The 25,621-nt window shown below is 70.6% G+C and carries 24 protein-coding genes and 1 tRNA gene; 8 read left to right on the top strand and 17 right to left on the bottom strand.

Annotation, left to right across the window (positions count from 1 at the left end):
- Nucleotides 1–149 precede the first annotated feature (149 nt).
- Together A6A29_RS41720 and A6A29_RS41715 are read left to right on the top strand one after the other, a co-directional pair.
- Nucleotides 150–1,208 (top strand): LLM class flavin-dependent oxidoreductase, encoded by a 1,059-nt coding sequence (locus tag A6A29_RS41720; RefSeq protein ID WP_073729175.1) that lies wholly within the window; start codon nucleotides 150–152, stop codon nucleotides 1,206–1,208.
- 104 nt (nucleotides 1,209–1,312) lie between these two features.
- Nucleotides 1,313–1,984, top strand: coding sequence for a FadR/GntR family transcriptional regulator (locus A6A29_RS41715; protein ID WP_073729173.1), 672 nt, complete (start codon nucleotides 1,313–1,315; stop codon nucleotides 1,982–1,984).
- A 199-nt stretch (nucleotides 1,985–2,183) separates the two neighbouring features.
- Here the strand turns inward: A6A29_RS41715 and A6A29_RS41710 are convergent, their stop codons facing one another.
- From A6A29_RS41710 to A6A29_RS41690, 5 genes are all read right to left on the bottom strand, one after another.
- On the bottom strand, nucleotides 2,184–3,227 hold the full coding sequence (locus A6A29_RS41710) for an ABC transporter permease (protein ID WP_079183261.1): 1,044 nt from the start codon (nucleotides 3,225–3,227) through the stop codon (nucleotides 2,184–2,186).
- Nucleotides 3,224–4,741 carry a sugar ABC transporter ATP-binding protein gene (locus A6A29_RS41705; RefSeq protein ID WP_073729171.1) on the bottom strand — a complete coding sequence of 506 codons (1,518 nt, stop codon included), beginning with the start codon at nucleotides 4,739–4,741 and terminating at the stop codon, nucleotides 3,224–3,226. The genes A6A29_RS41710 and A6A29_RS41705 overlap by 4 nt, the downstream gene beginning before the upstream one ends.
- A 2-nt stretch (nucleotides 4,742–4,743) precedes the next feature.
- Nucleotides 4,744–5,784, bottom strand: coding sequence for a sugar ABC transporter substrate-binding protein (locus A6A29_RS41700; RefSeq protein WP_073729169.1), 1,041 nt, complete (start codon nucleotides 5,782–5,784; stop codon nucleotides 4,744–4,746).
- Between the two features lie 190 nt (nucleotides 5,785–5,974).
- The gene (locus tag A6A29_RS41695; protein WP_073729167.1) at nucleotides 5,975–6,754 is read right to left on the bottom strand and encodes an SDR family NAD(P)-dependent oxidoreductase; all 780 of its coding nucleotides are present in this window, start codon (nucleotides 6,752–6,754) and stop codon (nucleotides 5,975–5,977) included.
- Entirely contained in the window at nucleotides 6,751–8,124 is a 1,374-nt protein-coding gene (locus A6A29_RS41690) for an enolase C-terminal domain-like protein (protein WP_073729165.1), read from the bottom strand. Before A6A29_RS41690 ends, A6A29_RS41695 begins: the two co-directional genes overlap by 4 nt.
- Nucleotides 8,125–8,380: 256 nt before the next feature.
- Here A6A29_RS41690 and A6A29_RS41685 point away from each other — a divergent pair, with 256 nt between their 5' ends.
- On the top strand, nucleotides 8,381–9,451 hold the full coding sequence (locus tag A6A29_RS41685) for a PAC2 family protein (RefSeq protein ID WP_073729163.1): 1,071 nt from the start codon (nucleotides 8,381–8,383) through the stop codon (nucleotides 9,449–9,451).
- Nucleotides 9,452–9,712: 261 nt separating this feature from the next.
- On the opposite strand, the gene mshC is transcribed toward A6A29_RS41685, so the two are convergent.
- From mshC to A6A29_RS41665, 4 genes are all read right to left on the bottom strand, one after another.
- Entirely contained in the window at nucleotides 9,713–10,942 is a 1,230-nt protein-coding gene (mshC, locus tag A6A29_RS41680; RefSeq protein ID WP_073729161.1) for a cysteine--1-D-myo-inosityl 2-amino-2-deoxy-alpha-D-glucopyranoside ligase, read from the bottom strand.
- Between the two features lie 262 nt (nucleotides 10,943–11,204).
- A complete protein-coding gene (locus tag A6A29_RS41675; protein ID WP_073729159.1) occupies nucleotides 11,205–12,041 on the bottom strand; it encodes an SCO1664 family protein in 837 nt (278 codons plus the stop codon).
- Nucleotides 12,005–12,595 carry a DUF3090 domain-containing protein gene (locus A6A29_RS41670; RefSeq protein WP_073729157.1) on the bottom strand — a complete coding sequence of 197 codons (591 nt, stop codon included), beginning with the start codon at nucleotides 12,593–12,595 and terminating at the stop codon, nucleotides 12,005–12,007. Before A6A29_RS41670 ends, A6A29_RS41675 begins: the two co-directional genes overlap by 37 nt.
- Nucleotides 12,596–12,668: 73 nt before the next feature.
- On the bottom strand, nucleotides 12,669–13,391 hold the full coding sequence (locus A6A29_RS41665; protein ID WP_073729155.1) for a histidine phosphatase family protein: 723 nt from the start codon (nucleotides 13,389–13,391) through the stop codon (nucleotides 12,669–12,671).
- Nucleotides 13,392–13,462: 71 nt separating this feature from the next.
- Here A6A29_RS41665 and corA point away from each other — a divergent pair, with 71 nt between their 5' ends.
- Nucleotides 13,463–14,458 (top strand): magnesium/cobalt transporter CorA, encoded by a 996-nt coding sequence (gene corA / locus A6A29_RS41660; protein ID WP_073729153.1) that lies wholly within the window; start codon nucleotides 13,463–13,465, stop codon nucleotides 14,456–14,458.
- A gap of 30 nt (nucleotides 14,459–14,488) precedes the next feature.
- Here corA and A6A29_RS41655 read toward each other — a convergent pair whose 3' ends face one another.
- Together A6A29_RS41655 and A6A29_RS41650 are read right to left on the bottom strand one after the other, a co-directional pair.
- Nucleotides 14,489–15,277, bottom strand: a complete 789-nt coding sequence (locus A6A29_RS41655; RefSeq protein ID WP_073729151.1) for a hypothetical protein — start codon at nucleotides 15,275–15,277, stop codon at nucleotides 14,489–14,491.
- A 208-nt stretch (nucleotides 15,278–15,485) separates the two neighbouring features.
- Nucleotides 15,486–16,535 (bottom strand): LLM class F420-dependent oxidoreductase, encoded by a 1,050-nt coding sequence (locus A6A29_RS41650; RefSeq protein ID WP_073729149.1) that lies wholly within the window; start codon nucleotides 16,533–16,535, stop codon nucleotides 15,486–15,488.
- Between the two features lie 139 nt (nucleotides 16,536–16,674).
- Here A6A29_RS41650 and A6A29_RS41645 point away from each other — a divergent pair, with 139 nt between their 5' ends.
- On the top strand, nucleotides 16,675–17,658 hold the full coding sequence (locus tag A6A29_RS41645) for an aldo/keto reductase (RefSeq protein ID WP_073729147.1): 984 nt from the start codon (nucleotides 16,675–16,677) through the stop codon (nucleotides 17,656–17,658).
- Nucleotides 17,655–20,000 carry a helix-hairpin-helix domain-containing protein gene (locus A6A29_RS41640; RefSeq protein WP_073729145.1) on the top strand — a complete coding sequence of 782 codons (2,346 nt, stop codon included), beginning with the start codon at nucleotides 17,655–17,657 and terminating at the stop codon, nucleotides 19,998–20,000. The genes A6A29_RS41645 and A6A29_RS41640 overlap by 4 nt, the downstream gene beginning before the upstream one ends.
- A gap of 67 nt (nucleotides 20,001–20,067) precedes the next feature.
- On the opposite strand, the gene A6A29_RS41635 is transcribed toward A6A29_RS41640, so the two are convergent.
- The gene (locus A6A29_RS41635) at nucleotides 20,068–20,727 is read right to left on the bottom strand and encodes a hypothetical protein (protein WP_073729143.1); all 660 of its coding nucleotides are present in this window, start codon (nucleotides 20,725–20,727) and stop codon (nucleotides 20,068–20,070) included.
- A 47-nt stretch (nucleotides 20,728–20,774) separates the two neighbouring features.
- Between A6A29_RS41635 and A6A29_RS41630 the strand changes: the two genes are divergently transcribed.
- Nucleotides 20,775–20,963, top strand: a complete 189-nt coding sequence (locus tag A6A29_RS41630; RefSeq protein WP_073729141.1) for a DUF5703 family protein — start codon at nucleotides 20,775–20,777, stop codon at nucleotides 20,961–20,963.
- Nucleotides 20,964–21,079: 116 nt separating this feature from the next.
- Here A6A29_RS41630 and A6A29_RS41625 read toward each other — a convergent pair whose 3' ends face one another.
- The 3 genes from A6A29_RS41625 to A6A29_RS41615 form a co-directional block, all read right to left on the bottom strand.
- Entirely contained in the window at nucleotides 21,080–21,877 is a 798-nt protein-coding gene (locus A6A29_RS41625) for a chaplin (RefSeq protein ID WP_073729139.1), read from the bottom strand.
- A 139-nt stretch (nucleotides 21,878–22,016) separates the two neighbouring features.
- Nucleotides 22,017–22,250: a chaplin gene (locus A6A29_RS41620; protein ID WP_073729137.1), complete on the bottom strand. Its 234-nt coding sequence runs from the start codon at nucleotides 22,248–22,250 to the stop codon at nucleotides 22,017–22,019.
- Nucleotides 22,251–22,391: 141 nt separating this feature from the next.
- The gene (locus A6A29_RS41615) at nucleotides 22,392–23,756 is read right to left on the bottom strand and encodes a M20/M25/M40 family metallo-hydrolase (RefSeq protein WP_385732050.1); all 1,365 of its coding nucleotides are present in this window, start codon (nucleotides 23,754–23,756) and stop codon (nucleotides 22,392–22,394) included.
- A 144-nt stretch (nucleotides 23,757–23,900) separates the two neighbouring features.
- Between A6A29_RS41615 and A6A29_RS41610 the strand changes: the two genes are divergently transcribed.
- Nucleotides 23,901–23,988: transfer RNA gene (locus A6A29_RS41610), tRNA-Leu, on the top strand.
- 277 nt (nucleotides 23,989–24,265) lie between these two features.
- Here the strand turns inward: A6A29_RS41610 and A6A29_RS41600 are convergent.
- Nucleotides 24,266–24,487, bottom strand: coding sequence for a DUF397 domain-containing protein (locus A6A29_RS41600; RefSeq protein ID WP_073729131.1), 222 nt, complete (start codon nucleotides 24,485–24,487; stop codon nucleotides 24,266–24,268).
- Entirely contained in the window at nucleotides 24,484–25,323 is an 840-nt protein-coding gene (locus tag A6A29_RS41595) for a helix-turn-helix domain-containing protein (protein WP_073729129.1), read from the bottom strand. Before A6A29_RS41595 ends, A6A29_RS41600 begins: the two co-directional genes overlap by 4 nt.
- Nucleotides 25,324–25,621 lie beyond the last annotated feature (298 nt).

Here is a 25,621-nt window from a genome sequence, read left to right as displayed (position 1 = left end):
CCGGCATCGGGGCGGGTGCACGGGGGCGCTTCCCACTGGCGGGGAGGCGCCCCCGTCCGCGTATCCGGGACGCCGCACCGCACCCCTGCCCGGATATGTGCCATACGGCCGCCATACGCGCGCAATATGCCGCGGGGACAGTGGAGGTCATGAAATTCTCCGTACTTTCCCTGATCGGCCACGCCCCGCACCCGCTGACCGGTGAACTCCCCTCGGCCGCCGACCGGTTCGAGGAGGTGATCGAAACCGGTACGGCGGCGGAGCGCCTCGGTTTCGACGCGTACGCGATCGGCGAGCGGCACGCCGGGCCGTTCCTCTCCTCCGGCCCGAGCGTGGTGCTGGGCGCGATCGCCGCCCGTACGCGCGTCATCAGGCTGCTGACCGGGGTCACGGTCGTCGCGATCCTCGACCCGGTGCGGGTCGCCGAGGACTTCGCGACGCTCGACCAGCTCTCCCGGGGGCGGCTCGAACTGGTCGTCGGAAAGGGCGCCGAGGCCGGGCACTTCGACCTCTTCGGGCTCGACGAGGACCGTCAGTGGGACCTCCAGGAGGAGAAGTACGAACTGCTGCGGCGGCTGTGGACGGAGGAGGGCGTGGACTGGGAGGGCGAGTTCCGTCCGCCGCTGAAGAACGTGACGACGGTGCCGCGTCCGTACGCCGGGGCGCCCCGCGTCTGGCACGGCTCGGCGACCAGCCTCAACTCCCCCGAACTGGCGGCCAAGCACGGTGATCCGCTGTTCACGGCCAACGCCATCCAGCCACGCGAGGCGTACGCGCGGCTGATCGACCACTACCGGGAGCGGTTCGAGGCGTACGGGCACGATCCGGCCGACGCGCATGTGGCGGCGGGCTCGGGCGGGCTGCTGATCGCGAACAGTGCGCGGGAGGCCGTCGGACGGTACAAGGAGCTGTACGAGGCACGGGTGCGGCAGACGTTCAAGCCCCAGCTGGCGGGCCGGGCCGGGTACAACACCCCGTTCCGGACGATCGAGGACGCGATGGAGAACGGACCTCAGCTGATCGGCAGCCCGCAGCAGATCATCGACAAGATCCTCGGCTACCACGCGGTGTACCGTCACGACCTCCAGTCGATCACCGTGGACGGCTTCGGACTGAGCCACGGGGAACAGCTGGAGACCCTGGAGAGGTTCGCCGAGGAGATCGCCCCCGTCGTACGGCGCGAGGCACCGTCCTCCCTCTGGGAGTGACCAGCACCACGGCTGGGGCGGAGGCTGCTCTTTCGGGTGTCCGGACCCGCATAATGGAGCCAGACATCGGATGTCTAATCCAGTCCGAATCCAGGAGGACCGTCATGGCTGTCACCGACGAGGCGATCGAGAAGATCAAGGGAATGATCGTCTCGGGTGCGCTACGTCCCGGCGACCGACTGCCCAAGGAGAGTGAACTGGCCGCGGAACTGGGGCTGTCGCGCAACTCCCTGCGGGAGGCGGTGCGCGCCCTGTCGCTGATCCGGATCCTCGATGTGCGGCAGGGCGACGGCACCTACGTCACCAGCCTGGACCCGCAGCTGCTCCTGGAGGCGCTGAGCTTCGTGGTGGACTTCCACCGCGACGACACGGTGCTGGAATTCCTCGCGGTGCGCCGGATCCTGGAACCGGCCGCGACGGCGATGGCGGCGGGCCGGATCAGCGAGACCCAACTCGACGTGCTCGGAGCCCAGTTGGACGCCCTGGGCGGACAGCCGTCGGTCGAGGAGCTGGTCGCGGCCGACCTGGACTTCCACCGCGGGATCGTGCAGTCCTCCGGCAATTCGGTGCTCTGCTCCCTGCTCGACGGACTCTCCGGGCCGACCACGCGGGCGCGGGTCTGGCGCGGCCTGACACAGGAGGACGCCGTCAGCCGCACCCTGCACGAGCACCGGGCGATCCTCGCCGCGCTGCGGGACCGGGACGCGGAGGCCGCACGGGCCTGGGCGACGGTGCATGTGGCGAGCGTGGAGCAGTGGCTCAGGTCCACGCTGTGAGGCTCGTACGGGCGCGGCGGCCGCGCCCTCTCCGGAGTCCATGACACGGGGACGTCCCATCGAGCTTCTCCGGACGCCATGACACCGGGAACGTCCCATCGAGCCTCTCAGACGCCATGACATACGTACGGGCCGGTGGGTGACACCTCACCCACCGGCCCGTACGGCATGGCCCGCCCGCTCCCGCGAGGCGGTCCGCTCAGTCCTGCTTCTCTCCGCTCGCGAAGCGGGAGATGACCAGCGCGACGATGATGATCGCACCGTTGAGGAACTGGTTCCACAGGGCCGGCACACCGCCGAGGGTCATCACATTGACCACCAGCTGAAGCGTCAGTACGCCGGTCAGGGCACCGAACAGCGTGCCGCGCCCGCCCTTGAGGCTGATGCCGCCGATCACCGCGGCGGCGAACACCTGGAAGATCCAGCCGTTGCCCTGGGTGGCCGCGACCGATCCGTAGTGGCCGGTGTAGAGGATGCCCGCGAAGGCAGCCAGCAGTCCGCCGATGGCCAGCACGATCCAGGTGATCCGGTCGACCCGGATTCCGGCCGCCCGCGCCGCCTCCGGGTTGCCGCCGATGGCGTACAGCGAGCGCCCGTGACGCAGCCAGGCCAGCGCCGCACCGCCGATCGCGAACAGCGCCAGGCAGATCCAGACAGCGGCCGGGGCGCCGAACCACTCGCTCTTGCCCAGGTAGCGGAAGGACTCCGGGACGTCGGTGATCGACTTGCCCTCGGTGATGCCGATGTGGAGGCCGCGCAGCATGGTGAGCATGCCGAGCGTGGCGATGAAGCCGTTGACCCGGAGCTTGAGGATCAGGAAGCCGTTGATCACGCCCACGAGCAGGCCGACGAGCAGGCAGAGCGGAATCGCCGACCAGGCCGGGAAGAGCTCCAGACCGGCGAAGCGGCCGCCGTCCGTGGGGAGCACCAGCCACATGGCGACGACGGGCGCGATGCCGATCGTCGATTCCAGGGACAGGTCCATCCGGCCACAGATGAGGATCAGTGCCTGGCCGAGCACGAGCAGGCTCAGCTCGGAGGACTGCTGGACGACGCTGATCAGGTTGTTGGAGGTGAGGAACACCGGCGAGACGATGAACCCGATCACCATCAGCACCAGGATCACCGGCACCAGCGAGAAGTCGCTCCACCGGATCAGCGCCAGCCGGCCGCGCGGGCTGCCGTCCCCCGCCCCGCTCTTGATGCCGTCGTCGGCGACGGACGGCTGTATCGTCCCGGTCATTCCCTTTCCCCCACACCTTCCATGGCGGCGACGAGTTCCCCGTCGGTCCACCCGCTTGCGAACGACGCGACGACCCGCCCGTGGAACAGGGCGAGTACCCGGTCGCAGACCCGTAGATCGTCCAGCTCGTCCGAGATGATCACTGCCGCGTTTCCTTCGTCGGCGACCCGCCGGACCACACCCAGCAGCGAGTCCTTGGACTTGATGTCCACCCCCGCCGTGGGCCGGACCGCGACCAGCGCGCTCGGTCCGCGGGCCAGCGCACGGGCGACCACCACCTTCTGCTGGTTGCCGCCGGAGAGCCCGGAGACCGGCTGCTCGGGCCCCTGGGTCTTGATGTCGAGCGAGGCGATCATCGACCGGGCGAACTGCCGGGTGCGGGAGGGCAGTACGGTCCCCCACGGACCCAGCTGGTCGGTGACCGTGAGGGTGGCGTTCTCGGCGACGCTGCGGTCCAGCACGAGCCCCTGGTCGTGGCGGTCCTCGGGGATGTACCCGATCCCGGCGTCCAGGGCGTGCGGCACGCTGCCGGGCCGTACGGCGCTGCCGTGCACGGAGATCGTGCCGCCGGTCGCCTTGCGCATCCCGGCCAGCGTCTCGCCGAGCGCGGTGTTGCCACTGGCCGCCGAGCCCGCGAGGCCGAGCACCTCGCCGGGGCGCACCTGGAGGTCGATCGCCTCGAACTCGCCTGCCAGGGAAAGCTGTTCGGTACGCAGCACGGGGGCGGCCGACTCGTCGACCGCGCCCACGCCGGTGGCGTGCCAGGCGCCCGCGCCGCTGCCCTGCTCCCCCGTCATCGCCGCGACCAGATCGGCCTTGCCGATGTCGGCGACCGGGGCGGTCAGCACATGGCGGGCGTCACGGTAGACGGTGACGGCGGTGCACAGCTCGTACACCTCCTGGAGATGGTGGGAGATGAACAGGAACGCCACTCCCTGGCACTGGAGTTCCCGCAGCTTGTCGAAGAGCCGCCCGATCCCGCGGGCGTCGAGCTGCGCGGTCGGTTCGTCCAGGACGATCAGCCGGGCGCCGAAGGACAGCGCGCGGGCGATCTCCACGAACTGCCGCTGCTCCACGGCGAGATCCCGGGCGCGCGCGTTGGGGTCGACCTGGACCCCGTACTCGGCGAGCAGTGCCTCGGCACGCCTGCGGAGCCTGCCCCAGCTGATCCAGCGGGCGTTGTCGTCGAAGCGGTTGAGGAAGAGGTTCTCGGCGACGGTCAGGTCCGGGACGACCATGGACTTCTGGTAGACGCAGGCGATCCTGGACTGCCAGGCCATGGTGTCCCCGAAGGCGGGCGACGGCTCCCCGCCGAAGGTCACGGTGCCCTCGTCCGCCCGGTGGAGTCCGGTGAGGACGCTGACGAGGGTGGACTTGCCCGCGCCGTTGCGGCCGACGAGCGCGTGGGACTCGCCGGGCCGCACCGTGAGCTCGACGCCGTCCAGTGCCACCGTGGGTCCGAAGCGTTTGACGATGCCTGTCGCCTGTACGGCAGGTGGTGGTGCCTGGTTCATGGCTAGCTCTTCTTCTCCAGCTGATTGGCCCACAGCTTCGGGTCGTCGACGTTCTCCTTGGTCACCAGGGGCGCCGGGAGCTGGTCCTCGAAACCGCCCGGGATCTTGATGATGTTCGAGTCGTGGTCGGTCGGACCTTCCTTGAAGGTCTTCCCCTCCAGGGCCGCCTTGGCGTAGTACAGGGCGTACTTCGCGTAGAGGTCGGCGGGCTGGGAGATCGTCGCGTCGATCTTCCCGGCCTTGATGGCGTCGAACTCCTCCGGGATGCCGTCGTTGGAGATGATCGTGATGTGGCCCGGCGTACCGGCCGGCTTCAGCAGCTTCTTCTGCTCCAGGAGGGCGAGTGTGGGCTGGAGGAACACCCCGCCCGCCTGCATGTAGATGCCGTTGATGTCGGGGTGCGCGGCCAGCGTCGACTGGAGCTTGGCAGAGGCGACATCGCCCTTCCACTCCGTGGCCAGCTCGAAGACCTCGATGTCGGGGAAGTCCTTGTCCATGCACTCCTTGAACGCCTGGGAGCGGTCGCGCCCGTTGATCGAGGAGAGGTCGCCCTGGAACTCGACGACCTTGCCCTTGCCCTTGAGCTGTTCACCGAGGTACTTGCAGGCGTTGGCGCCGTACGCCTTGTTGTCGGCGCGCACCACCATGTAGATGCTGCCCTTCTCAGGGCGGGTGTCGACGCTGATGACCGGGATCTTCTTCTCGTTCAGCGTGTTGAGCGTCTCGGCTATCGCACCGGTGTCCTGCGGAGCCATCACGACGGCCTTGGCGCCCTGGTCGGTGAACGTCTGGACATTGGCGACGAGCTTGCCGATGTCGTTCTGCGAGTTGGTCAGCGGAAGGGCCTTGACCTCCCCGCCCTTGACACCCTTCTCCACGTACTGCTGGTAGGAGTTCCAGAAATCGCTGTCGCTGCGCGGCAGGTCGATGCCGACCTTTCCGCCACCGTCCCCGCTGTCGGCGGAGTCGCGGTTGCAGCCCGCAAGGGCTGTGACGGCCAGCAGTACGGCACAGGCTGCCGCACTCGTCGTACGCACTCTCATGGGGGTCCCGTCCTTCGTGGAGTACTGGCTCGGAGTATTTCGGCGGTGCGGGGCTGTGCGGGTGGGGCGGCTCATTCTGCGGTGCGGGGGGTGCTGGTGGTACTGGTGGCGTGTGCGGTGCTGGTGGTACTGGTGGCGTGTGCGGTGCTGGTGGTACTGGTGGGGCGGGCAGTGCTGGTGGTACGTGGTCTCAGGCGTCGGCGGGACGCAGTCGCAGGCCCTGCATCCCCCCGTCGACGGCGAGGGCGGTGCCCGTGACGGAGGCTGCCGCGGGGCTCGCGAGATAGACGACGGCGGCGGCGACCTCGTCGGCCGAGACCAGCCGGCCCAGCGGCTGGCGGGCGTTGAGCGCGGCGCGTTCGGCGCCCGGATCGTCGGCCTGGCCGAGCAGCCTGCCGATCCACGGGGTGTCCGCGGTGCCCGGGTTGACGCAGTTGACGCGGACCCCTTCACGGACATGGTCGGCGGCCATGGCGAGGGTCAGCGAGAGCACCGCGCCCTTGCTCGCGCTGTAGAGCGCCCGTTGCGGCAGCCCGGCGGTGGCGGCGATCGAGCAGGTCTGGGTGATCGACGCGGAGCCCGGCCGGCCGGCTGCGGCGCGGCGCAGATGGGGCAGCGCGTGGCGGGCGGCACGGACCATGCCGAGGACGTTGATGTCCAGCACCCGGGCCCACTCGTCGTCGTCGTTGTCCTCCACGGTGCCGAGGGAACCGATCCCCGCGTTGGACACGAGGGTGTGCAGGGCACCCAGTTCGGCGGCGGCCCGGTCCACCGCGTCCCGCACGGCCGCGTCGTCCCTCACATCGGCCTTGAGCGCGAGCACACCCGGGGGCGCTCCCGTGGTCTCCCGGTCCAGGATCGCGACCCGGGCGCCGCGCTCCAGGAGCATCGTCGCGACGGCGGCTCCGATCCCGGACGCACCGCCCGTCACCAGGGCGGACATCTGGTCGAAGTCCTGTGTACCGGTCATCGGTCGGCCTCCTGAGGTGTGCGGCGGGCCTGCCAGACGGGGCCCTGGGGGTAGCGGTGATCGGCGATCGATCCGGGAAGCATCCGGGCCGAGAAGCCGGGGGCGCGCGGCGCGACGTAGCGTCCGTCCTCGATGACGGTGGGGTCGGCGAAGTGCTCGTGGAGATGGTCGACGTACTCGATCACGCGGTCCTCCCAGGTTCCGGAGACCGCCACGTAGTCGAACATCGAGAGGTGCTGGACCAGTTCGCACAGGCCGACGCCGCCGGCGTGCGGGCAGACGGGCACCTGGTACTTGGCGGCGAGCAGCAGGATCGCCAGGTTCTCGTTGACGCCCGCGACGCGTGCGGCGTCGATCTGGACGAAGTCGACGGCACCGGCCTGGAGCAGCTGCTTGAACACGACGCGGTTGGCGGCGTGTTCGCCGGTGGCGACCTTGACCGACTGTCCGGCGCGCACGGCGGCGTGGCCGAGGATGTCGTCGGGGCTGGTCGGCTCCTCGATCCAGTGCGGGTCGTAGGGCGCGAGCGCGCTCATCCAGGCCACCGCGTCGGCGACGTCCCAGCGCTGGTTGGCGTCGACGGCGATCCGGATGCCGGGGCCGACGGCCTCGCGGGCGAGCGCGAGTCTGCGGATGTCGTCGTCCAGGTCGCCGCCGACCTTCAGCTTGATCTGGCCGAAGCCGTCCGCGACCGCTTCCTGGGCGAGCTTGACGAGCTTCTCGTCGGAGTAGCCCAGCCAGCCGGGCGAGGTGGTGTACGCGGGATAGCCCTGGGCGAGAAGCCGCTCGGTGCGCTCGGCGCGGCCCGGCTCGGCGGCCCGCAGGATCGCGAGGGCCTCCTCGGGGGTGAGCGCGTCGGTGAGATAGCGGAAGTCGACGAGGGAGACGAGCTCCTCCGGCGTCATCGCGGCGAGGAACTGCCACACCGGCAGGCCGGCTGCCTTGGCCGCGAGGTCCCAGGCGGCGTTGACGACCGCGCCGGCCGCCATGTGCATCACGCCCTTCTCCGGTCCCAGCCAGCGCAGTTGCGAGTCATGGGTGAGCTCGCGGTGCAGCGCGGCGAGATCGGCCGCCGTACGGGGCGCCGGGCGCCCCACCACGTAGGGCCGCAGCGCCTCGATGGCGGCGGCCATGATCTCGTTGCCCCGCCCGATGGTGAAACAGAAGCCATGTCCCTCGATGCCGGCGCCGCCGCTGTCCGGGGTACCGGTGCCGGCGGAGGGGCCGGGGCCGCCGGGGATGTCCGTGCGCAGGACGACGTAGGCGGCGGAGTAGTCGGGATCGGGGTTCATGGCGTCCGAGCCGTCCAGCTGTTCCGAGGTGGGAAAACGGATGTCGTGAACCTCGAAATCCGTGACGGTCTGACTCATGTGCGCCCCCAGGGGAATAACATCGGACCTCTGTTGTGGTCATCCGATGTATAGCGCCGTACAGGGCCGGTCGTCCAGTGTTGAGGGGAAATTCGGTCAGCACAGCTCGGATGAATCCGGAGGCTGATGCCCTGTTTCGACCGTTGATGCACCTTCAGTGGCAAGGTTCACCCACCCGTGCAAAGGGGCTGCGGCGGGAGGGGGCCGAAGCCGTAAGGTTGCTCCGTACACAAGAAGACTTCGGAAGGAGGCCTGGGTGATCGAGCTCGAGGGGGTACCCGAGCTGATCGACCCGGTCATGGTGGCCGCGTTCGAGGGCTGGAACGACGCCGGTGACGCCGCCTCCACAGCGGTCGGACATCTGGACAGGGAGTGGAAGGGCGAGGTGTTCGCGGCGCTCGACGCCGAGGACTACTACGACTTCCAGGTCAACCGGCCCACGGTGTGGCTGGACGGCGGGGTGCGCAAGATCACCTGGCCCACCACCCGCCTCTCCGTCGTCCGCGTCGGCGGGGAGAAACCCCGCGACCTGGTCCTGGTCCGCGGCATCGAACCGTCGATGCGCTGGCGCTCGTTCTGCAACGAGATCCTGGGATACGCCCATGAGCTGGGCGTCGAGATGGTGGTCATCCTCGGGGCACTGCTGGGCGACACCCCGCACACCCGGCCGGTACCGGTCAGCGGGGTCACCTCCGACCCCGATCTGGCCAGGACCATGGATCTGGAGGAGACCAGGTACGAGGGGCCGACGGGCATTGTCGGCATCCTCCAGGAAGCCTGCACCCACGCGGGCGTGCCCGCGGTGAGCCTGTGGGCGGCGGTGCCCCACTATGTGTCGCAGCCGCCCAACCCCAAGGCGACGCTGGCCCTGCTGAACCGCCTGGAGGACCTGATCGGGCTGCGGATCCCGCTCGGCGAACTGCCGGAGGACGCCCGCGCCTGGCAGCTCGGCGTCGATCAGCTGGCCGCCGAGGACAGCGAGGTCGCGGAGTACGTCCAGACGCTGGAGGAGGCCCGGGACACCGCCGAGCTGCCCGAGGCGTCCGGCGAGGCCATCGCCCGCGAATTCGAACGCTATCTGCGGCGCCGGGACGGCGGCCCGGGACAGGCGCCCGGCGGTCATGCGACGGAGACCGGTGACGTCTCGTATCTGCGGGACCCGTCGAGCGGCCGCACCAGACCGCCCAAACCGCCGCGGCCGGAAACGGGCCCGGGGAACACCACCGGCTCCTCGTCGCCCGGTGGCCCGCCGCCCCCGGCCGCGGACTCGCCCTCCGACGAGGACCGCGGCCCGGACGAGACATCCGAGGATTCGTCCGAGGACTGAGTCCCGGAGGACTGCGGGAGCGGCGCCGGAACAACCGGAACGAGGGGCGCCGGACGGGACGAACGGTCCCGTCCGGCGCCCCTCGCCTTTTCGCCCCCGGGAAAGCGGACCGGCCCCGGACTTCATGGAGAAGTCCGGGGCCGGTCGTCGCTCACGGATCGAGCGGTTGTTACGGATCAAGCGGTTGTCACGGGCGAGCGGTTGTCACGGGCGAGCGGTTGTTACGGGCGAGCGGTTGTTACGGAGACGGGCCCGCAGGGACTACAGCGCGACGCCCAGCAGTGCGTCGACGGTGCGCGAGACGAGACCCGGCGCGCTCTCGTCCGTACCGGCCCCGGAACTGGCCAGCGCGGCCCAGCGATCCACCGCGGCCAGCGCCGCGGGGGCGTCCAGGTCGTCCGCGAGGGCCTCGCGGACCTCCTCGACCAGGGCGTCGGCGGACGGTCCGTCGGGGCGGGAGACAGCGGCACGCCACCGTCCGGCACGCTCGACCGCATCGGTGAGCACCTTGTCGGTCCACTCCCAGTCGGCCCGGTAGTGGTGCGCGAGCAGGGAGAGGCGGATGGCCGCCAGGTCCACGCCGTCGCGGCGCAGAGCCGACACGAACACGAGGTTGCCGCGGGACTTGGACATCTTCTCGCCGTCCAGCCCGACCATGCCGGCGTGGACGTACGCCCGGGCGAACGGGTGCTCGCCGGTCAGCGCCTGGGCGTGCGAGGCGCCCATCTCGTGGTGCGGGAAGACGAGGTCGGAACCGCCGCCCTGTACGTCGAAGCCCATCCCCAGATGTTCCAGGGCGATGGCCACGCACTCGATGTGCCAGCCGGGCCGGCCACTGCCGAGCGAGGCGCCGTCCCAGCTCGGCTCGCCCGGACGGGCGGCCATCCAGAGCATCGGGTCGAGGGGGTTCTTCTTGCCGGTGCGCTCCGGGTCGCCGCCGCGTTCGGCGGAGAGCAGACGCATCGCCTCGGCATCGAGGTTCGAGACCTCGCCGAAGTGCGGGTCGGCCTCGACGGAGAAGTACACATCGCCGTCGAGTTCGTAGGCGGCGCCCGCGTCCCGGAGACGTTCGACGAGCGGAACGATGCCGGGTATCGCCTCCACCGCACCGATGTAGTGCTGCGGCGGGAGCATGCGCAGGGCGGTCATGTCCTCCCGGAACAGAGCCGTCTCGCGCTCGGCGAGCTCGGTCCAGTCCTCACCGTCGCGCACGGCCCGCTCCAGCAGCGGGTCATCCACGTCGGTCACATTCTGGACGTAGTGAACCTGCCGCTTGGTGTCGAGCCACACGCGCTGAACGAGGTCGAACGCGTTGTAGGTCGCCGCATGACCCATGTGGGTCGCGTCGTACGGCGTGATGCCGCAGACGTAGATGCGGGCGACGGGACCGGGGTCAAGGGTGATCCGTCCGCCGGTCGCGGTGTCGTGGATCCGAAGGTCGCGGCCCTTGCCAGGCAGGGCGGGGACCTCAGAAGCGGGCCAGGCATGCATGTCATGAGCGTAACCGGACGATGCTTCCGGATACGAACCGGATCGGGGAACGTGGCCGAAGAGGCGGTCTTGCGCGGATGCGTGGCGTTCGGCTAGGGGCTCGTCCGCATCCCGTTCCACGGCTTCCGGGGCCGACGGCCGCCCATGCCAGGGACCACCGACGGCACCCCGGCGTACGGCCGTGAACCGTGGCTGCCTCGTGCTCAAGCGCGGCTGCTTCGCGCGCGATCGCCGTACGGAGCCGCCGGCGCACACCCGGCCCTCAGACCGGCGGCCACGGAATCGCCGGCCACTCGCCGCTCGGCTCGGGATGCCGTCCCGTCCCCCGGAGACCCGCGACCCTGGCCCGCAGCGCCGCCAGCTCCGCCCCGGTGATCAGTTCCGCCAGACGGGTGGCGAGCCCCGCCCCCGGCCCCAGCTCCCCGGCCAGCAGGCCGAGCACCTCCACCGCCTCGGACGTCAGCGGCTCGCCCGCCCAGCCCCACAGCAGCGTGCGCAGCTTGTCGTCCGCGTTGAACGTGACCCCGTGGTCGATGCCGTACAGCCGCCCGCCGGGCGCGGGCAGCAGGTGCCCGCCCTTCCGGTCGCCGTTGTTGATCACCGCGTCGAGCACGGCGAGCCGTCGCAGCCGGGCGTCGTCCGCGTGCACCAGGAGCGCCGTCCGGCCCTCCCCCACCTCGGCGAAGCCCACGGCCTTCCAGCCGTCCCCGGGCTCCTCGGACTCGACGAGGGCGAGCAGCGACGGCTCGCCCTCACCCTCGGGGGAATCGATCCACAGCTGGCACATGCCCTCGCCGTAGGGCCCGTCACGCAGCACCGTGGGCGGCACGAGTCCCCACCCGGTCGCCCGGGAGACCTCGTACGCGGCCACCTCGCGCTGGGCGAGCGTCCCGTCGGGGAAGTCCCACAGCGGCTGCTCCCCGGCGACGGGTTTGTAGGCGCAGGTGCGTTCCTCGCCCTCGTACGCGACCGTGCAGTGGAGCACCGCGTTGGACGCGCCGCGCACCTGTCCGAGGACCGTGAGCTGCCCCTTGGTGAGCAGGGTGAGCAGCCCGGCGTCCGTCAGGCCCTGCGACGGTATCCGTTCTGGCGCGGGCATACGTGTCCTTCCGGATCGAGCGGCAGGCTGCACAGCGGGCACGGCGGGCGGCCGGCGTTCACGACGTCGAGGGCGCGTTTGGCGAAGGCGCGCGCCTGTGCGCCGCTCAGCCGGACGCGCAGCATCGGCGGACCGTTCTCCTCGTCCTGCAGGAGCCGTTCCTCGGCCTCCGCGAGGTCGTCCTCGGAGTCGGCGTCCAGCTCGACCAGGGCCTGCGCCTCGACGATCATGCGCTGTTCGTCACCGTCCCAGGCCAGCGCCATCGTGCCGACCCTGAACTCCTCCTCGACGGGTGCGTCGAGAGGCGCGGTGTCGGCCACGGCCATGGGGGCCACGGCGGGCACCGGCGAGTTGCCGCCGGTCCGCCGCACGACCTCGTCGAGCAGTTCGTCGATCCGCTCGGCCAGCGCGGCGACCTGGGTCTTCTCCAGGGACACGCTGGTGACCCGGCCACTTGAGGACGCCTGAAGGAAAAACGTTCGGCGGCCAGGCAACCCGACCGTACCGGCCACGAATCGGTCCGGTGGGTCGTAGAGGAACACCTGACGGGACACGTCCTGTCTCCCTTGAGAATTGACGGCGGATGAGGGGGCGCCTACGGCGCGTCCACCCTACTGTGCGAAGCGATCACGGCGCCCCCGCGCCGCCCCCGACCGCCGCGTCCGCCGATCCGTCCTGCGCCGGGGGCCCCGCGGCATCCGCCCCGACGCCCTGTTCGCGCGGTGCCAGCGAGGCGAAGTCACCGGTGTCGCCGAGCCGGAGGAGGAAGGGGCGCAGCCGGGTGTAGCGGATGGCGGTGACCGAGCAGGGGTCGGCGTGGACGCGCTGGAAGAGGTCCAGGTGCATGCCGAGCGCATCGGCGACGAGGGCCTTGATGATGTCGCCGTGCGAGCACATCACATAGGTCGCGTCGTCGCCGTGCTCGGCCTCGATACGGGCGTTCCAGTCCCGTACGGCGTCGACCGCGCGGGCCTGCATGGCCCGCATGGACTCGCCGCCGGGGAACGCCGCGGCGGACGGGTGCTGCTGCACGACGGTCATCAGGGGGTCGTCGGAGAGTTCGGCGAGCTTGCGCCCCGACCAGTCCCCGTAGTCGCACTCGCTGATCCGCTCCTCGGTGTGCAGGGGCAGGCCGGGGCGGGCGTCGAGCAGGGGCTGGAGCGTTTCGCGGCAGCGCTGCAACGGGCTGCTGACGGCGGCGGCGAGCGTGAGCGCCGACAGGCGTCCGGGGAGGGCGGCGGCCTGCTCGGCGCCGCGTTCGTCCAGGGAGACACCCGGAGTGCGGCCCGCGAGCACTCCGGCCGTGTTGGCGGTGGAGCGTCCGTGGCGTACGAGGATCAGGGTGGGCATACGGGCCAGGGTAGAGGGCCGGGCAGAGGGATCGCCGGGCAAAGGTGCGGAGCGGGCCGCGGCAAGGAAGAATGCCCGCCGTGATTGTGGACTGTGCCATCTACCGCGACGGGCGCCGCACCGAGGGCCCCGCCGACTTCTCCGATGCGCTCGACGAGGCGCGGGCCACCGGGGACGCGTTTCTCTGGATCGGGCTGCACGAACCGACCGAGAAGGAGTTCGATCTGGTCCGCCACGAGTTCGGGCTGCACCCACTGGCCGTGGAGGACGCGCTGAGCGCGCACCAGCGGCCCAAACTGGAGGTGTACGACGACTCGTTGTTCGCGGTCATCAAGCCGGTCGTCTACGAGCCCGAGGGCGACACGGTCACCGCCGACGAGCTGATGGTCTTCATAGGCGACTCGTTCGTGGTGACGGTCCGGCATGGCGAGGGCGCCCCGCTGGCGGCCGTGCGCCGACGTCTGGAAGCCGATCGCGAGGTGCTCAAGCACGGCCCCACGGCCGTGCTGTACGCGATCAGCGACGCGGTCGTGGACCACTACATCGATGTCGCCGCGGAGCTCCAGGTCGACCTGGAGGAGCTGGAGACCCAGGTGTTCGCGCCGACCGGTACCGGCAATTCCAAGAACACCGCGGCCCAGATCTACACCTTCAAGCGGCAGGTGCTGGAGTTCCGCCGGGCGACCGGGCCGCTGGCGGCACCGATGTCCCGGCTCGCGGGCGCCGGAGTGCCGTTCGTGCACGAGCACTCGCAGCCGTTCTTCCGCGATGTCGCCGACCACCTGACGCGTGCCAACGAGCAGGTGGAGGGTCTGGACCGGCTGCTCTCGGACATTCTGTCGGCGCATCTGGCGCAGATGGGGGTGCGGCAGAACGACGACATGCGCAAGATTTCGGCCTGGGCCGCCATGGCCGCCGTCCCGACGATGGTCGCGGGCATCTACGGCATGAACTTCGACCACATGCCGGAACTGCACTGGGCGTGGACCTACCCGGCGGTCATCGCCCTGATGGGCTGCGCGGTGTTCGGCCTGTACCGGCAGTTCAAGCGGCGTGGCTGGCTCTGAGCCCGTACGGCACCGGACGGGACGGCGGGTTCACGCGTACTCGGCTTCCTGGACCGCCGGGCCGCCCAGCGCGTCACGCCGCTCCGGCTGCGCCAGGCTCACCATGCGCCGCCAGCCGACGAGGCGCTCGTACGCGTACATCGCGTGGATGCCCGCCGCCAGGACGGCCGCCCTGGCACGGGACCAGTGCAGCAGGGCCCCCATGTGTGCCATCACGGCCAGGCTGACATCGCGGTAGACCCGGATCTCGGCCAGGGCGCACTCGCGCAGGACGCGCTGGATGCTGCGGCCGTGTCCGGCGCGGGCGAAGCGGAGCAGTTCCTCGTGGCAGTACGCGAGGTGGTTGTCCTCGTCGTTGGAGATCATCTTCACCGCGCGGCCGAGGTCGGGATGGTCGGCGAAGTGCTTGCGCAGGAGCCGCATCTGCTCGGAGGCGCGCTGCTCGGTGACCCGGCTGTGAGCCAGGTAGGTGATGATGTCGCGCTCCGAGAGCGGCTCATCGCCGCTGAGCCGGACATGCGCCAGGCCGATGCCGTGTCCTTCGAGCAGCATCGTGTAGTCGGTCTCCGAGGGGACCTCGACGGGCGGCAGTCCGCGCTTCTTCAGGAGCGCGTTGAAGATCCGGCCGTGCTTGTCCTCGTCGGCCCCGTGCCGGACGATCTTGGAGGCGAGGTCGCGCTGACTCGCGGGAACGAGCGCGGCGATCCGGGCGTTCTCCCAGCCGCCCTGGGACTCCCCGCTGGCGGCGATGGAGCAGAAGAGCCGGAACGATTCGTCGTCGTCGAGGATCTCCTCGAACAGACTTTTTGCCGAGAGCATCACTGCCACCTCCGTACCGGTGTCCGCAGAGCCAAAGTCAAATGCGCTGCGGAACAGTCGGCAACCGGAGGAGCGTGGAGCGGCGCCGGGCGGGTGCCGCGTAACCGTCGGCCGGACGGCGCGTTGTGCTGGGTGACGGCCGTGGCGGGGATGACCCCCGAGCCCCCACCACGGCCGTAGTGCTGCCCGGTCCTGCGGGACCGAAGTCCTAGGCGAGGCCGGAGCGCTCCAGGGCGTCCGTACCGGCGCGCAGGGCGGCGATCCGCTCGTCGAGCGTGAAGCCCGCCGGGGCGAGGGTGAGGGTGGTGACTCCGGCGGCGGCGTACGCCTGCATCCGCTCGGAGATCCGCTCCACCGGGCCGAGCAGCGTGGTCTGGTCGATGAGCCGGTGCGGTACGGCGGCGGCGGCGCCGTTCTTGTCGCCGGAGAGGTACTTGTCCTGGATCTCGGCCGCTTCCTTCTCGTAGCCCATGCGCTGGGCGAGCTGGTTGTAGAAGTTCTGCTTGCGGCTGCCCATGCCACCGACGTACAGCGCGGTGTACGGGCGGAACATGTCGGCGAGGCCGTTGATGTCGTCGCCGACGGCCAGCGGCAGGGTGGGACACACGTCGAAGCCGTCCATGGTCTTCCCGGCCTTCTCACGGCCCGCCCGCAGGTACGTCACCGCGGTGTCCTCCAGGTGGTCGGCGGACGGGAAGATCAGCAGGGCGCCGTCGGCGATCTCGCCGGTCTGCTCCAGGTTCTTGGGCCCGATGGCCGCGATGTAGAGCGGGATGTGCTCGCGCTGCGGGTGGACGGTGAGCTTGATCGGCTTGCCCGGACCGTCCGGCAGCGGCAGCGTCCAGTGCTGCCCCTCGTAGCTGAGGCGCTCGCGGGACATCGCCTTGCGGACGATCTCGACGTACTCGCGGGTGCGGGCCAGCGGCTTGTCGAACTTGACGCCGTACCAGCCCTCGGAGACCTGCGGGCCGGACACCCCGAGACCGAGGCGGAAACGGCCCCCGGAGAGCGAGTCGAGGGTGGCCGCCGTCATCGCCGTCATGGCGGGCTGGCGGGCCGGGATCTGCATGATCGCGGAGCCGACGTCGATGGACTCCGTCTGCGCGGCGACCCAGGACAGCACGGTCGGTGCGTCGGAGCCGTAGGCCTCGGCCGCCCAGCACACGTCGTATCCGAGCCGGTCGGCCTCCTGGGCGACAGCGAGGTTGTCGCTGTCCATGCCGGCGCCCCAGTAACCGAGATTGATGCCGAGCCGCATATCCGCTCCCCTTACTGATCAGTAACGTCCCTGTGGTCCGGACTCTAGCGCGCGTCGGCGCGATCCGGCAGGCGCGGTGGCCCCTCGGTTGTCCACAGGCTCCCCCTCCGTGGAGCCATGGCCAGTAATCTCAGCGCCCATGGAGCAGAGGCATCTCGGCCGTACCGGCCTACGCGTGTCCCGGATCGGGCTCGGCACCCTCACCTGGGGCCGGGACACCGACGAACACGACGCCGCCGACCAGCTGAAGGCCTTCTGGGACGCGGGCGGCACCCTGGTCGACACCGCCGATGTGTACGGGGGCGGGGAGGCCGAGTATCTGCTCGGGCGGCTCGTGGACAGCCTCGTGCCGCGCCAGGACCTGGTCATCGCCACGAAGGCGGGCAGCGTCGCCGACCCGTACCGCCGCTTCAACGGATCGCGCGGACATCTGCTGGCCGCGCTCGACGCGTCCCTGGAGCGGCTCGGCACGGACTATGTGGACCTGTGGCAGGTCCACGCGTTCGATCCGGAGACCCCGATGGAGGAGACCCTGCAGGCGCTGGACCTGGCGGTCTCGTCCGGCCGCGTCCGGTACGCGGGGGTGTCGAACTTCTGCGGCTGGCAGCTGGCCAAGGCGGCCACCTGGCAGCTCGCCGCCCCCGGCGTACGCACCCGGCTGGCCAGCACACAGATGGAGTACTCGCTGCTCCAGCGCGGCGTCGAGCGGGAGGTGCTGCCGGCCGCGCTCGACCTCGGCATGGGGCTGCTGCCCTCGTCGCCGCTGGGCCGCGGTGTGCTGACCGGCAAGTACCGCCTGGGCACCCCGTCCGGCTCCCGGGGCGCGTCCGAGCAGCTGGCCCCCTTCGTGGAGCCCTATCTCGACGACCCGGCGAGCCGGATCGTGGACGCGGTGGCAACCGCGGCGGACGGCCTGGCCACGACGGCCCTCCAGGTGGCGCTCGCCTGGGTCCGCGACCGGCCGGGCGTGGCCGCCCCGATCGTCGGCGCGCGCAACGCGCGGCAGCTCAGGGAGGCTTTGTCAGTGGAGGCGCTTAGTCTTCCTGACGAGATCTGCCAGGCGCTCGACGATGTGTCGGCGCCCGTGCACCGCTATCCCGACCAGGACTGGAGCACGCTGTGACTGCGCTTCCCCGGGGGGAAACCCCAGGCCCCTCGGCCGAAGACCGCGAGACCGACGCGGCCCCCGGCACCGTCGGCGCGCCCACGCCGGGCACCGGCACGCCCGCCGAGGACGGGCCGTCGGCCCCGGATGCCTCCGCCACGCCCGCCGAGGCGACAGGGACCGCCGCCGACGAGGACGCGACCGAGGACGAGGCCGCCGACGACACGGCCGAGGACCAGCCGGCCGGCGACAAGGCCACCGGCGACGAGGCACCGGCCGCGGCCGCGCCTTCCGAGGCGGAGACCGAGCTCGCCGCCCAGCGTGAGCTGCGGGAGCGGATCGAGAAGCGCAAGGCCGAGAAGGACGGCCCCATCCCGGCCGGTACGAAGCTCAGCGGCACCGCCGCCGATCTGCTCGCCGCGGTCCGGGCCGTGGAGAGCGGTGAGAAGGCGGGCACCACGTTCTTCGACTCCCCCGCCGCCGCGCCCGCCCCCCGCCGCGCCGCACCGGCCACCGCGCAGCCCTCCGCGCGCCCCCGGCCGGCCGAGCCGTCCCCGGCCGCGCAGGGCGCGTCACCCGAGGCCGCGGCCTCGGTGCGGGAGCTGCTCGTCGAGGGCGGGGCTCCCGAGGCGCTGGCCCGCCCGGCCACCGGGACGCTGGGCGAGCAGGCCGCCGAGATCCTGCGCGAGGACCCCTGGCAGCTGCTCGCCGTCCCCGGGGTCCACCCGGAGCAGGCGGACGGCTTCGCGCGGGCCCTGCTGGGCGCCGCCTGCGGTCCGGACGACGAGCGCAGGACCGCGGCGCTGGTCGGCTGGCTGCTGGAGCGGGCCGCCCGCCAGGGCCACACGGCACTGGACGCCACGGCCGTACGGGCGTCGCTGGCCGAGCGTGCGGTGACCGATCCCGACGCCGCCGTGGAGCACGCCGTCGCCGAGGGTGTCGTGCTGGTCTTCCAGGAGGGCCTGGACCCGTCGGAATCGGCGGAGGCGACCGGATCCGCCGAGGAGAGCGACGGAAGCGACGACACGAACGGCGTGGACGGCGTGGACGGCGACGACAGCCCCGAGGAGGTGCGGGAGCCGGTCCAGGTGCTGCTGGGCCTCGATCGGTACGCACTGGCGGAGGAGAGCCTCGCCGACGGTCTGGCCCGGCTGGTCAACGCCTGTGAGAAGAGCGCCGACTGGACCGAGGCCGCCGCCTCCGCCCCCTCCCCGTCGGCGGCCGAGCTGATCCGCACGGTCGCCACGGGCGGCCTGGTCGCCCACAGCGGCGGCGAGGCGGCCCGCGCCGAGCCCGCGGCCCTGATCGCGGCGGCGCGGGGCCTGGGGCTGCGCGCCCTCGGTACCACGCACAGCACGGACGGCCGCCGCAGACTGGCCGAGGCGGTCGGTGACCCGGAGTCGGCGGTCACCCTCGCCGGGCTGCTGTCCGGCGCCGAAGGACCCGGCCGGGACGAGGACGGTGCGCTCGCCCTCGACCTGCTGGTGGTGCTGGACGCCCCGCAGCTGGACGTGGAGGCGGCCGCGATCCTGGTCGAGTTCCTCGCCGACGGCGCCCGTCTGGTGCTGAGCGGCGATCCCGGCGTGCTGGGCTCCGCGGGCGCGGGCCGGGTCTTCGCGGATGTGCTGGCCGCCCGTGCGTGCCCGCAGGTCGTGTCCCGTACACCGGACCCGGGGCCGATCGGCGAGCTGGTCTCCGGCATCGGCATCGGTGAGCTGAATCAGGTCGAGGCCCCGGGCAAGGAGGTGGTGATCGTCCCCGTGCGCGACGCGGGCGAGGCGGTCCACCGCACCGTGCAGCTGGTCGCGGACTCGGTGCCGCGCGCCTTCGGTATCCCTTCGGCCGACACCCAGGTGATCACTGTCGGCCACGGCGGCTCGGCGGGCACCCGCGCGTTGAACGCGGCGCTGAAGCAGCGTCTCAACCCGGGCCCCGGCCGGTTCGGCGGCTTCGACCCGGGCGACCGCGTCGTCCATGTCCCGGCACCCGGCCGGACCGTGCCCGGGGTGGTGCTCTCGGCCGACGCGGAGGGCCTGCGCCTGGACTGTGCGGGCACCGCCGTCGTCGTGCCCCAGGACCGGGTCGAGACGGCCGTACGGCACGGCTGGGCCCTCAGCGCCCACCAGGCGGCCGGGATGCGCTGGCCCGCCGTGGTCGTGGTGCTGCCCGGCGACGCGGCGCAGGGGCTCAGCCGCCCCTGGGTGTACACCGCGTTCAGCCGCGGGGAGCGGCATCTGTCCGTCGTGCACGGCGTGGACCAGGCGCTCCCGCACGCGGTGGCGCAGATCCCCGCCCAGGAGCGGACGACCCGTCTGCGCGCGCTGCTGGAGGCCCTGCCGACCCCCGACGCCGCCTCGTAACCGCCGTCCGGACAGCACTGTGGCCCCGGTACGCCGGGGCCACGGATCGCCGGATCTCACCGGAAGGTCAGGATCTGCCCGCCGTCAGGTCGTCCAGGTCCTCGTCCAGCTCCTCCTCGTCGAAGACGGAGCTGACGTCGAAGCGGCAGACCACGAGCTGGGGATCGGCGTGATCGAACGGTGCGCCCAGCCACTCACCGGGCTCGGGGGGCACGTCACCGGCCGAGACCCAGAGGGTGGAATCCCCCTCCTCCAGGCCGAACTCGGTGTGCCGGGAGGCGATCTCGTCCGGTTCGTACTCACCGAACAGCACCCCCAGCGCGGCATGGACGCTGGTGCCGACCACGGGGTTGTTCCCGACGCCCCGGTCGTCCGATTCGAGGTCGGCGAGGCGCTGTGCCTGGGCGAGCAGTCGCGGGGGTTCCACGACCGTGTAGTCGCGCCGGATCAGCACGCTCAGCGCGCTGGGCTCCCCGGGACCGGCATAGGGCGGCAGGGAGTCGTCCGCGCCGGGGATCTCGAAGGGCGTGACCTCGTCATAGCGGTCGTAGAGCAGTTCGTCGTAGACCTCGGCCGCAGCGGCCAGTGCGTTGAACGCGTCATAGACGGCGGGGTCGTCGTCCCCGGTACGGCGTTCGACCGCCTCGAGGTGACGGTCGAGCGCGGCTTTGACCGCTTCGGCGGCGGCACGTACCTCGGCAGCGGTGGGCTGCGCAGCATCAGACATAGTGCAGACGCTATCCGTACCGGGGCTGTGCCCGCACAATAGATGCGATGCCGGAATACGAATTTGTCGACGTGTACGTGCCGCGCGGGGTGTCCCGCAAGGATGCGGCCCGACTGCTGACCGACCGCGCCGAGTACGGGCACTGGGAGTTGGACCGCCTGACGCTGCGCCGCGACGGCAGCCGCAGAGTGCGGTTGCGCAGACGGATCATCCGCCAGCTCCGGGCCACCTGGTGACCGCGGAACGGAGATCCGGATGACGGCGGAACGCGCCGCCCGATGACATCGGAGCGGGCCCCGCAACGGCGGGGCCCGCTCCTCTCACAGCGTGGTTCGCGACAGGCGCGAAGCCGCTATGCGGCGCTGCGGGAGCGGCGGTACAGCACGGCGCCCGCACCGGCGAGGAGCAGGCCCGCGCCCGCCGGGATCAGCAGGTCGAGCCCGCCTCCACCGGTCTGTGCGAGCTGCTCGCCGGGGTGGAGCTGGGGTGCGGGAACGTTGGCCTCGGGCGGGCTGTTGGCCGGCGGGGTGACGGGCGTACCGGGCGTGACCGGCACCTCCGGCTCCTCGTGCGGCGGCCTGACCACGGGGTCGTTGGCGCAGCTGTTGCCGAACGTCGGGTTGAGCAGCCCGCCGATGGTGATGCTGTTGCCACAGGCGTTCACCGGGATGTCGATCGGCACCGCGACGTTGTTGCCGGAGAGGATGCCGGGCGACCCCTGCGCCGTGCCCTCGGCCGAGGCACCGGGCGCACGGTGCCTGCCGGTCCCGGCCCCGCTGTGCCCGGCCCCGCTGTGCCCGGCCTTCTCTGCGTCACCGCCCGGAGCCTGCGCGGTGGTACTGCCCGCGGCCGCGTGGTTGCCGGAGCTGCCGCTGTCGGCCGCACCGGGACCCGACGCGTTCCCCGGTGATCCGTTCTCGCAGTCGTTGCCGAATGTCGGGTTGAGCAGTCCGACGACGCTCACGGAGTTCCCGCACGCGTTGATCGGTACCTCGACCGGAATCTGGATCGAATTCCCGGACAGCACCCCGGGAGAATTCGACGCACCCCCGGCCGCCCCGGCGTCGGCGTGCGCGTAGCCACCGCTGAGCGCGAGCACGCCGCCCGCCGCCGCCATGGTGATCAGGCCTTTACGAGTGACCTGTCGCATAGGTTCGTTTCCTGCCTTCTGCCTTCCGAAATACCCCCGGACACGACCGTGCGAGGGCCGAATGCCGACCGGTCCCGGAGTGCATGGCACGCACTCCGGGACCGGCCTGGCTCAAACCCTTACGGGTTGACGCGCAACGTCACGCGTTGACGCAGGTGTTGCCGAAGGAGGGGTTCAGCAGCCCGATCACGTTGACCGTGTTGCCGCACAGGTTGATCGGCACGTGGACCGGAACCTGGATGACGTTGCCCGAGAGCACACCGGGGCTGCCGATGGCGGCACCCTGGGCACCCGCGTCGGCGGCGGCCATACCCGCACCCGCGAGCACGAGACCACCGGTAGCAGCCGCAACTGCGACGACCTTCTTGATCATTATTCCTCCTAGTTGGAAATGCGGTCCCAGCCGCGGACCGCATCACTTGTAACGAGGAGGGTTTAGCGGGGCTACGAGCGAATGAGCCGATTCACTCTTTCCGGTCACATACGCACAGGCGGTCGATTTATGCCTCGGGCTTCAGCAATTGTCGATGAACCGGTCGAGCACGCGCACGCCGAACTGCAGACCGTCGACCGGCACCCGCTCGTCCACACCGTGGAACATCCCGGCGAAGTCGAGCTCCGGCGGCAGCTTCAGCGGAGCGAAACCAAAGCCGCGGATGCCCAGGTCGTCGAAGGACTTGGCGTCCGTACCGGCCGAGAGCATGTACGGCACGGCCCGCGCGATCGGGTCCTCGGCGACCAGCGCCGTCTGCATCGCGTCGACGAGGGCACCGTCGAACGTGGTCTCCAGCGCCTTGTCCGCGTGTACGTCCTCGCGCCTCACGTTGGGGCCCAGGATCCGGTCCAGGTCGGCCAGGAACTCCTCCTCGTACCCCGGCAGGAACCGGCCGTCGACATGGGCGGTCGCCTGTCCCGGAATGACGTTGACCTTGTAGCCCGCGCCGAGCTGGGTCGGGTTCGCGGTGTTCTGCAACGAGGCGCCGATGAGCTTGGAGATACCGCCCAGCTTGGCGAGGGTCTCCTCCATGTTCTCGGGGTCGAGCTCGGTGCCCAGGGCGTCCGAGAGCTCATCGAGGAAGTGCCGCAGGGTCTTGGTCACCCGCACCGGGAATTTGTGCCGGCCCAGGCGCCCGACGGCCTCGGACAGCTCGGTGATGGCGTTGTCCTTGTGGATCATCGAGCCGTGCCCGGCGGTGCCGTCCACGGTCAGCTTCATCCAGTGCATGCCCTTCTGGGCCGTCTCCACGAGGTAGAGCCGCAGCTTCTCGTTGACGGTGAAGGAGAACCCGCCGACCTCACTGATCGCCTCGTTGACGCCCTCGAACAGTCCGGGGTGGTTGTCCACCAGGTAGCGGGCGCCGTACGTGCCGCCCGCCTCCTCGTCCGCGACGAAGGCCAGCACGATGTCGCGCGGGGGCTTGCGGCCGCTGCGCATGCGGTCACGGACGACCGCGAGGGTCATGGCGTCCATGTCCTTCATGTCGACCGCTCCACGGCCCCACACACAGCCGTCCGCGATCTCCCCGGAGAACGGGTCGTGCGTCCAGTCGGCCGCGTTGGCCGGGACGACGTCGGTGTGCCCGTGGATGAGCAGCGCGGGCCTGGACGGGTCCTCGCCCTCGATGCGGGCCACGGTGGAGGCACGGCCCTTGTGGGACTCGAAGATCTTCGGTTCGAGCCCGACCTCGGCGAGCTTCTCCGCGACGTACTCGGCAGCGAGCCGCTCACCGGGGCCCGAGTGGTCTCCGTAGTTGCTGGTGTCGATCCGGATCAGCTCACGGCAGAGGTCCACGACCTCGTCCTCGCCGGATACGGTCCGGGCCACGTTGGTCTCGCTCACACTGCTTCCTTCCACTGTCGCTGTGGTGCTCCCCCTCATCCTCCCGCGCCCGGCGCGCACACCCAAGGGCACCCACCCCTCGTCATGCGCCGTTCACGCGTGCCGGGACGTGATCGAGCACCCCCGATTGTTTGCTATGGTTTTCCACGTCGGAACGGGCACGGCCCGCGAGACAGACACCCGGTCCGGGTGGCGGAATGGCAGACGCGCTAGCTTGAGGTGCTAGTGCCCTTTATCGGGCGTGGGGGTTCAAGTCCCCCCTCGGACACCAGCTAAGACCCCTGTTGAACAGGGGTTTTTTGCTTTTCCAGGCTGTGGCGTGACCAACCACGTGACCAACAGCCGAGAGATTCCCCAGGTCAGACCAGGAATGACAGACCGAGTCGGCCCATGCCAGCCCAAGCCGCGCCCGTTCGGCGTCCTGACGCCGCTTCCGCCACTTCAGGACGTTCATCACGGACTGGGGCGCACTCCCCTGAACAAACCAAAGCAAAGCGCCCCGGCCGGAGAGATCCGGAACCGGGGCACTGCGCGTACGTGGCTCAGTTCTAGAGCGAGCCGAACTCTCCGGCCTTGATGCCCGCCACGAACGTGGCGAACGAACCGGCAGGGAAGGACAGCACAGGGCCGCTCACATCCTTGCTGTCTCGGACGGGAACGATGCCGGTAGCCAGCACCTGTGTCGGGGCCCACTCGACACATGTGCCGCCGTTGCCACTGTAGGAGGATTTGACCCAACGGAGTGGGAGAGGCTGAGAGTCGGTCGTCACGGGGTGCCCTTTCGTGCCTGCGTGATCATGTCCACGGATGCCGCTTGGGAGAGCGCGGGTGCCTGCATCTGATGGTAGGCCCTCAGCAGCGGCGCCACGGAAGTGATATCGCGGTCCAGATGCCCTTGCGTCTGCGACTCGACGTAGGAGATCAGGGAGCGATCGGGCAGAGTCAGCAAGTTCACCGCGCGGTTGAACGGCCTCTCCTCGCCACCGGCGAACGCAGCGATTTGGAGCACGGTGTTCGTCTCCTCGGCAAATTCGGCCAAGCGCGCCAACTGCCGATTCATCACCGCGTGCCCCCCGATCGGTCGCCGGATGCAGCTTTCATCCAGCACCACGAACAGCAGGGGCGGCAGCGTTCGCACCAAGGCTGCTTGACGTTCTATCAGGGACGTGACCCGTTCCTGTGCCTGTTCGGCCGTGATGGAGCCTCGCTTGACGTTGCTCACCTCCAGCGCCTCCGCGTACTCCGGTGTCTGGAGCAACCCAGGGATCAGGCCCGACTCAAACAGCCGGATCTCCACTGCGCGCCCCTCGTGCGCCAGGTACTCAGGGAAGCCTTCCAGCAGGCTGCCGTGCCTGATCTCCCGCCATTCACGCTCGAACGAATCCGCGGTGTTCGATGTGCCTAACGCCAAGTCAACCTTGCGACTGAAGGGCAGAGTTGGGGGCTTCCGGGCAGTTTCGAGCGCTGAGATATGTCTCCCCGTGCAGCCGACCAGCGTAGCGAAGTGGTCCTGAGTCCAGCCGCGAGCCTCACGGAATCTGCGCATACGTGCACCGAAGGCCGCGAGTGGGCCTGCTTCGGGGTTCAGTTCCTTGCGGTTTACCAATGTGCCCTCCCGAAGAGCGACGTAGCAGACAGCGCGACTCTAGGTCAATGCTGGCGGCCCTGGTAGTGGGTTCACTACGGAGAGGAACGGGCCGTGGCTGCAACGAGCGGTGCCCCACACGGACAGGAACCACCCTTCGCTACACCTGTGGTAGCGGGCGAGGACTACCCGGACGGAGGTGATCCGCCGATCCGGTCGGTGTTCGTATGGCCCCGGTGTGCGTGTGGTTCCCCTCGATGCCCGGACACGGCGGAAGCGGCGGAAACAACCGACGAACAGACCGATGACCGGTCGCAGA

Source organism: Streptomyces sp. TSRI0281 (assembly GCF_001905125.1).
GTDB lineage: Bacteria > Actinomycetota > Actinomycetes > Streptomycetales > Streptomycetaceae > Streptomyces.
This window is presented reverse-complemented; position numbering and strand designations above follow the sequence as displayed.

Coding starts and splice junctions, on each gene's coding strand:
- corA (WP_073729153.1), top strand. CDS start 13,463: ATGCCCGCCGTGATTGTGGACTGTGCCATCTACCGCGACGGGCGCCGC.
- A6A29_RS41705 (WP_073729171.1), bottom strand. CDS start 4,741: ATGAACCAGGCACCACCACCTGCCGTACAGGCGACAGGCATCGTCAAA.
- A6A29_RS41700 (WP_073729169.1), bottom strand. CDS start 5,784: ATGAGAGTGCGTACGACGAGTGCGGCAGCCTGTGCCGTACTGCTGGCC.
- mshC (WP_073729161.1), bottom strand. CDS start 10,942: ATGCATGCCTGGCCCGCTTCTGAGGTCCCCGCCCTGCCTGGCAAGGGC.
- A6A29_RS41695 (WP_073729167.1), bottom strand. CDS start 6,754: ATGACCGGTACACAGGACTTCGACCAGATGTCCGCCCTGGTGACGGGC.
- A6A29_RS41650 (WP_073729149.1), bottom strand. CDS start 16,535: ATGCGGCTCGGCATCAATCTCGGTTACTGGGGCGCCGGCATGGACAGC.
- A6A29_RS41645 (WP_073729147.1), top strand. CDS start 16,675: ATGGAGCAGAGGCATCTCGGCCGTACCGGCCTACGCGTGTCCCGGATC.
- A6A29_RS41720 (WP_073729175.1), top strand. CDS start 150: ATGAAATTCTCCGTACTTTCCCTGATCGGCCACGCCCCGCACCCGCTG.
- A6A29_RS41710 (WP_079183261.1), bottom strand. CDS start 3,227: ATGACCGGGACGATACAGCCGTCCGTCGCCGACGACGGCATCAAGAGC.
- A6A29_RS41615 (WP_385732050.1), bottom strand. CDS start 23,756: ATGAGGGGGAGCACCACAGCGACAGTGGAAGGAAGCAGTGTGAGCGAG.
- A6A29_RS41630 (WP_073729141.1), top strand. CDS start 20,775: ATGCCGGAATACGAATTTGTCGACGTGTACGTGCCGCGCGGGGTGTCC.
- A6A29_RS41675 (WP_073729159.1), bottom strand. CDS start 12,041: ATGCCCGCGCCAGAACGGATACCGTCGCAGGGCCTGACGGACGCCGGG.
- A6A29_RS41620 (WP_073729137.1), bottom strand. CDS start 22,250: ATGATCAAGAAGGTCGTCGCAGTTGCGGCTGCTACCGGTGGTCTCGTG.
- A6A29_RS41625 (WP_073729139.1), bottom strand. CDS start 21,877: ATGCGACAGGTCACTCGTAAAGGCCTGATCACCATGGCGGCGGCGGGC.
- A6A29_RS41665 (WP_073729155.1), bottom strand. CDS start 13,391: ATGCCCACCCTGATCCTCGTACGCCACGGACGCTCCACCGCCAACACG.
- A6A29_RS41655 (WP_073729151.1), bottom strand. CDS start 15,277: ATGCTCTCGGCAAAAAGTCTGTTCGAGGAGATCCTCGACGACGACGAA.
- A6A29_RS41635 (WP_073729143.1), bottom strand. CDS start 20,727: ATGTCTGATGCTGCGCAGCCCACCGCTGCCGAGGTACGTGCCGCCGCC.
- A6A29_RS41715 (WP_073729173.1), top strand. CDS start 1,313: ATGGCTGTCACCGACGAGGCGATCGAGAAGATCAAGGGAATGATCGTC.
- A6A29_RS41690 (WP_073729165.1), bottom strand. CDS start 8,124: ATGAGTCAGACCGTCACGGATTTCGAGGTTCACGACATCCGTTTTCCC.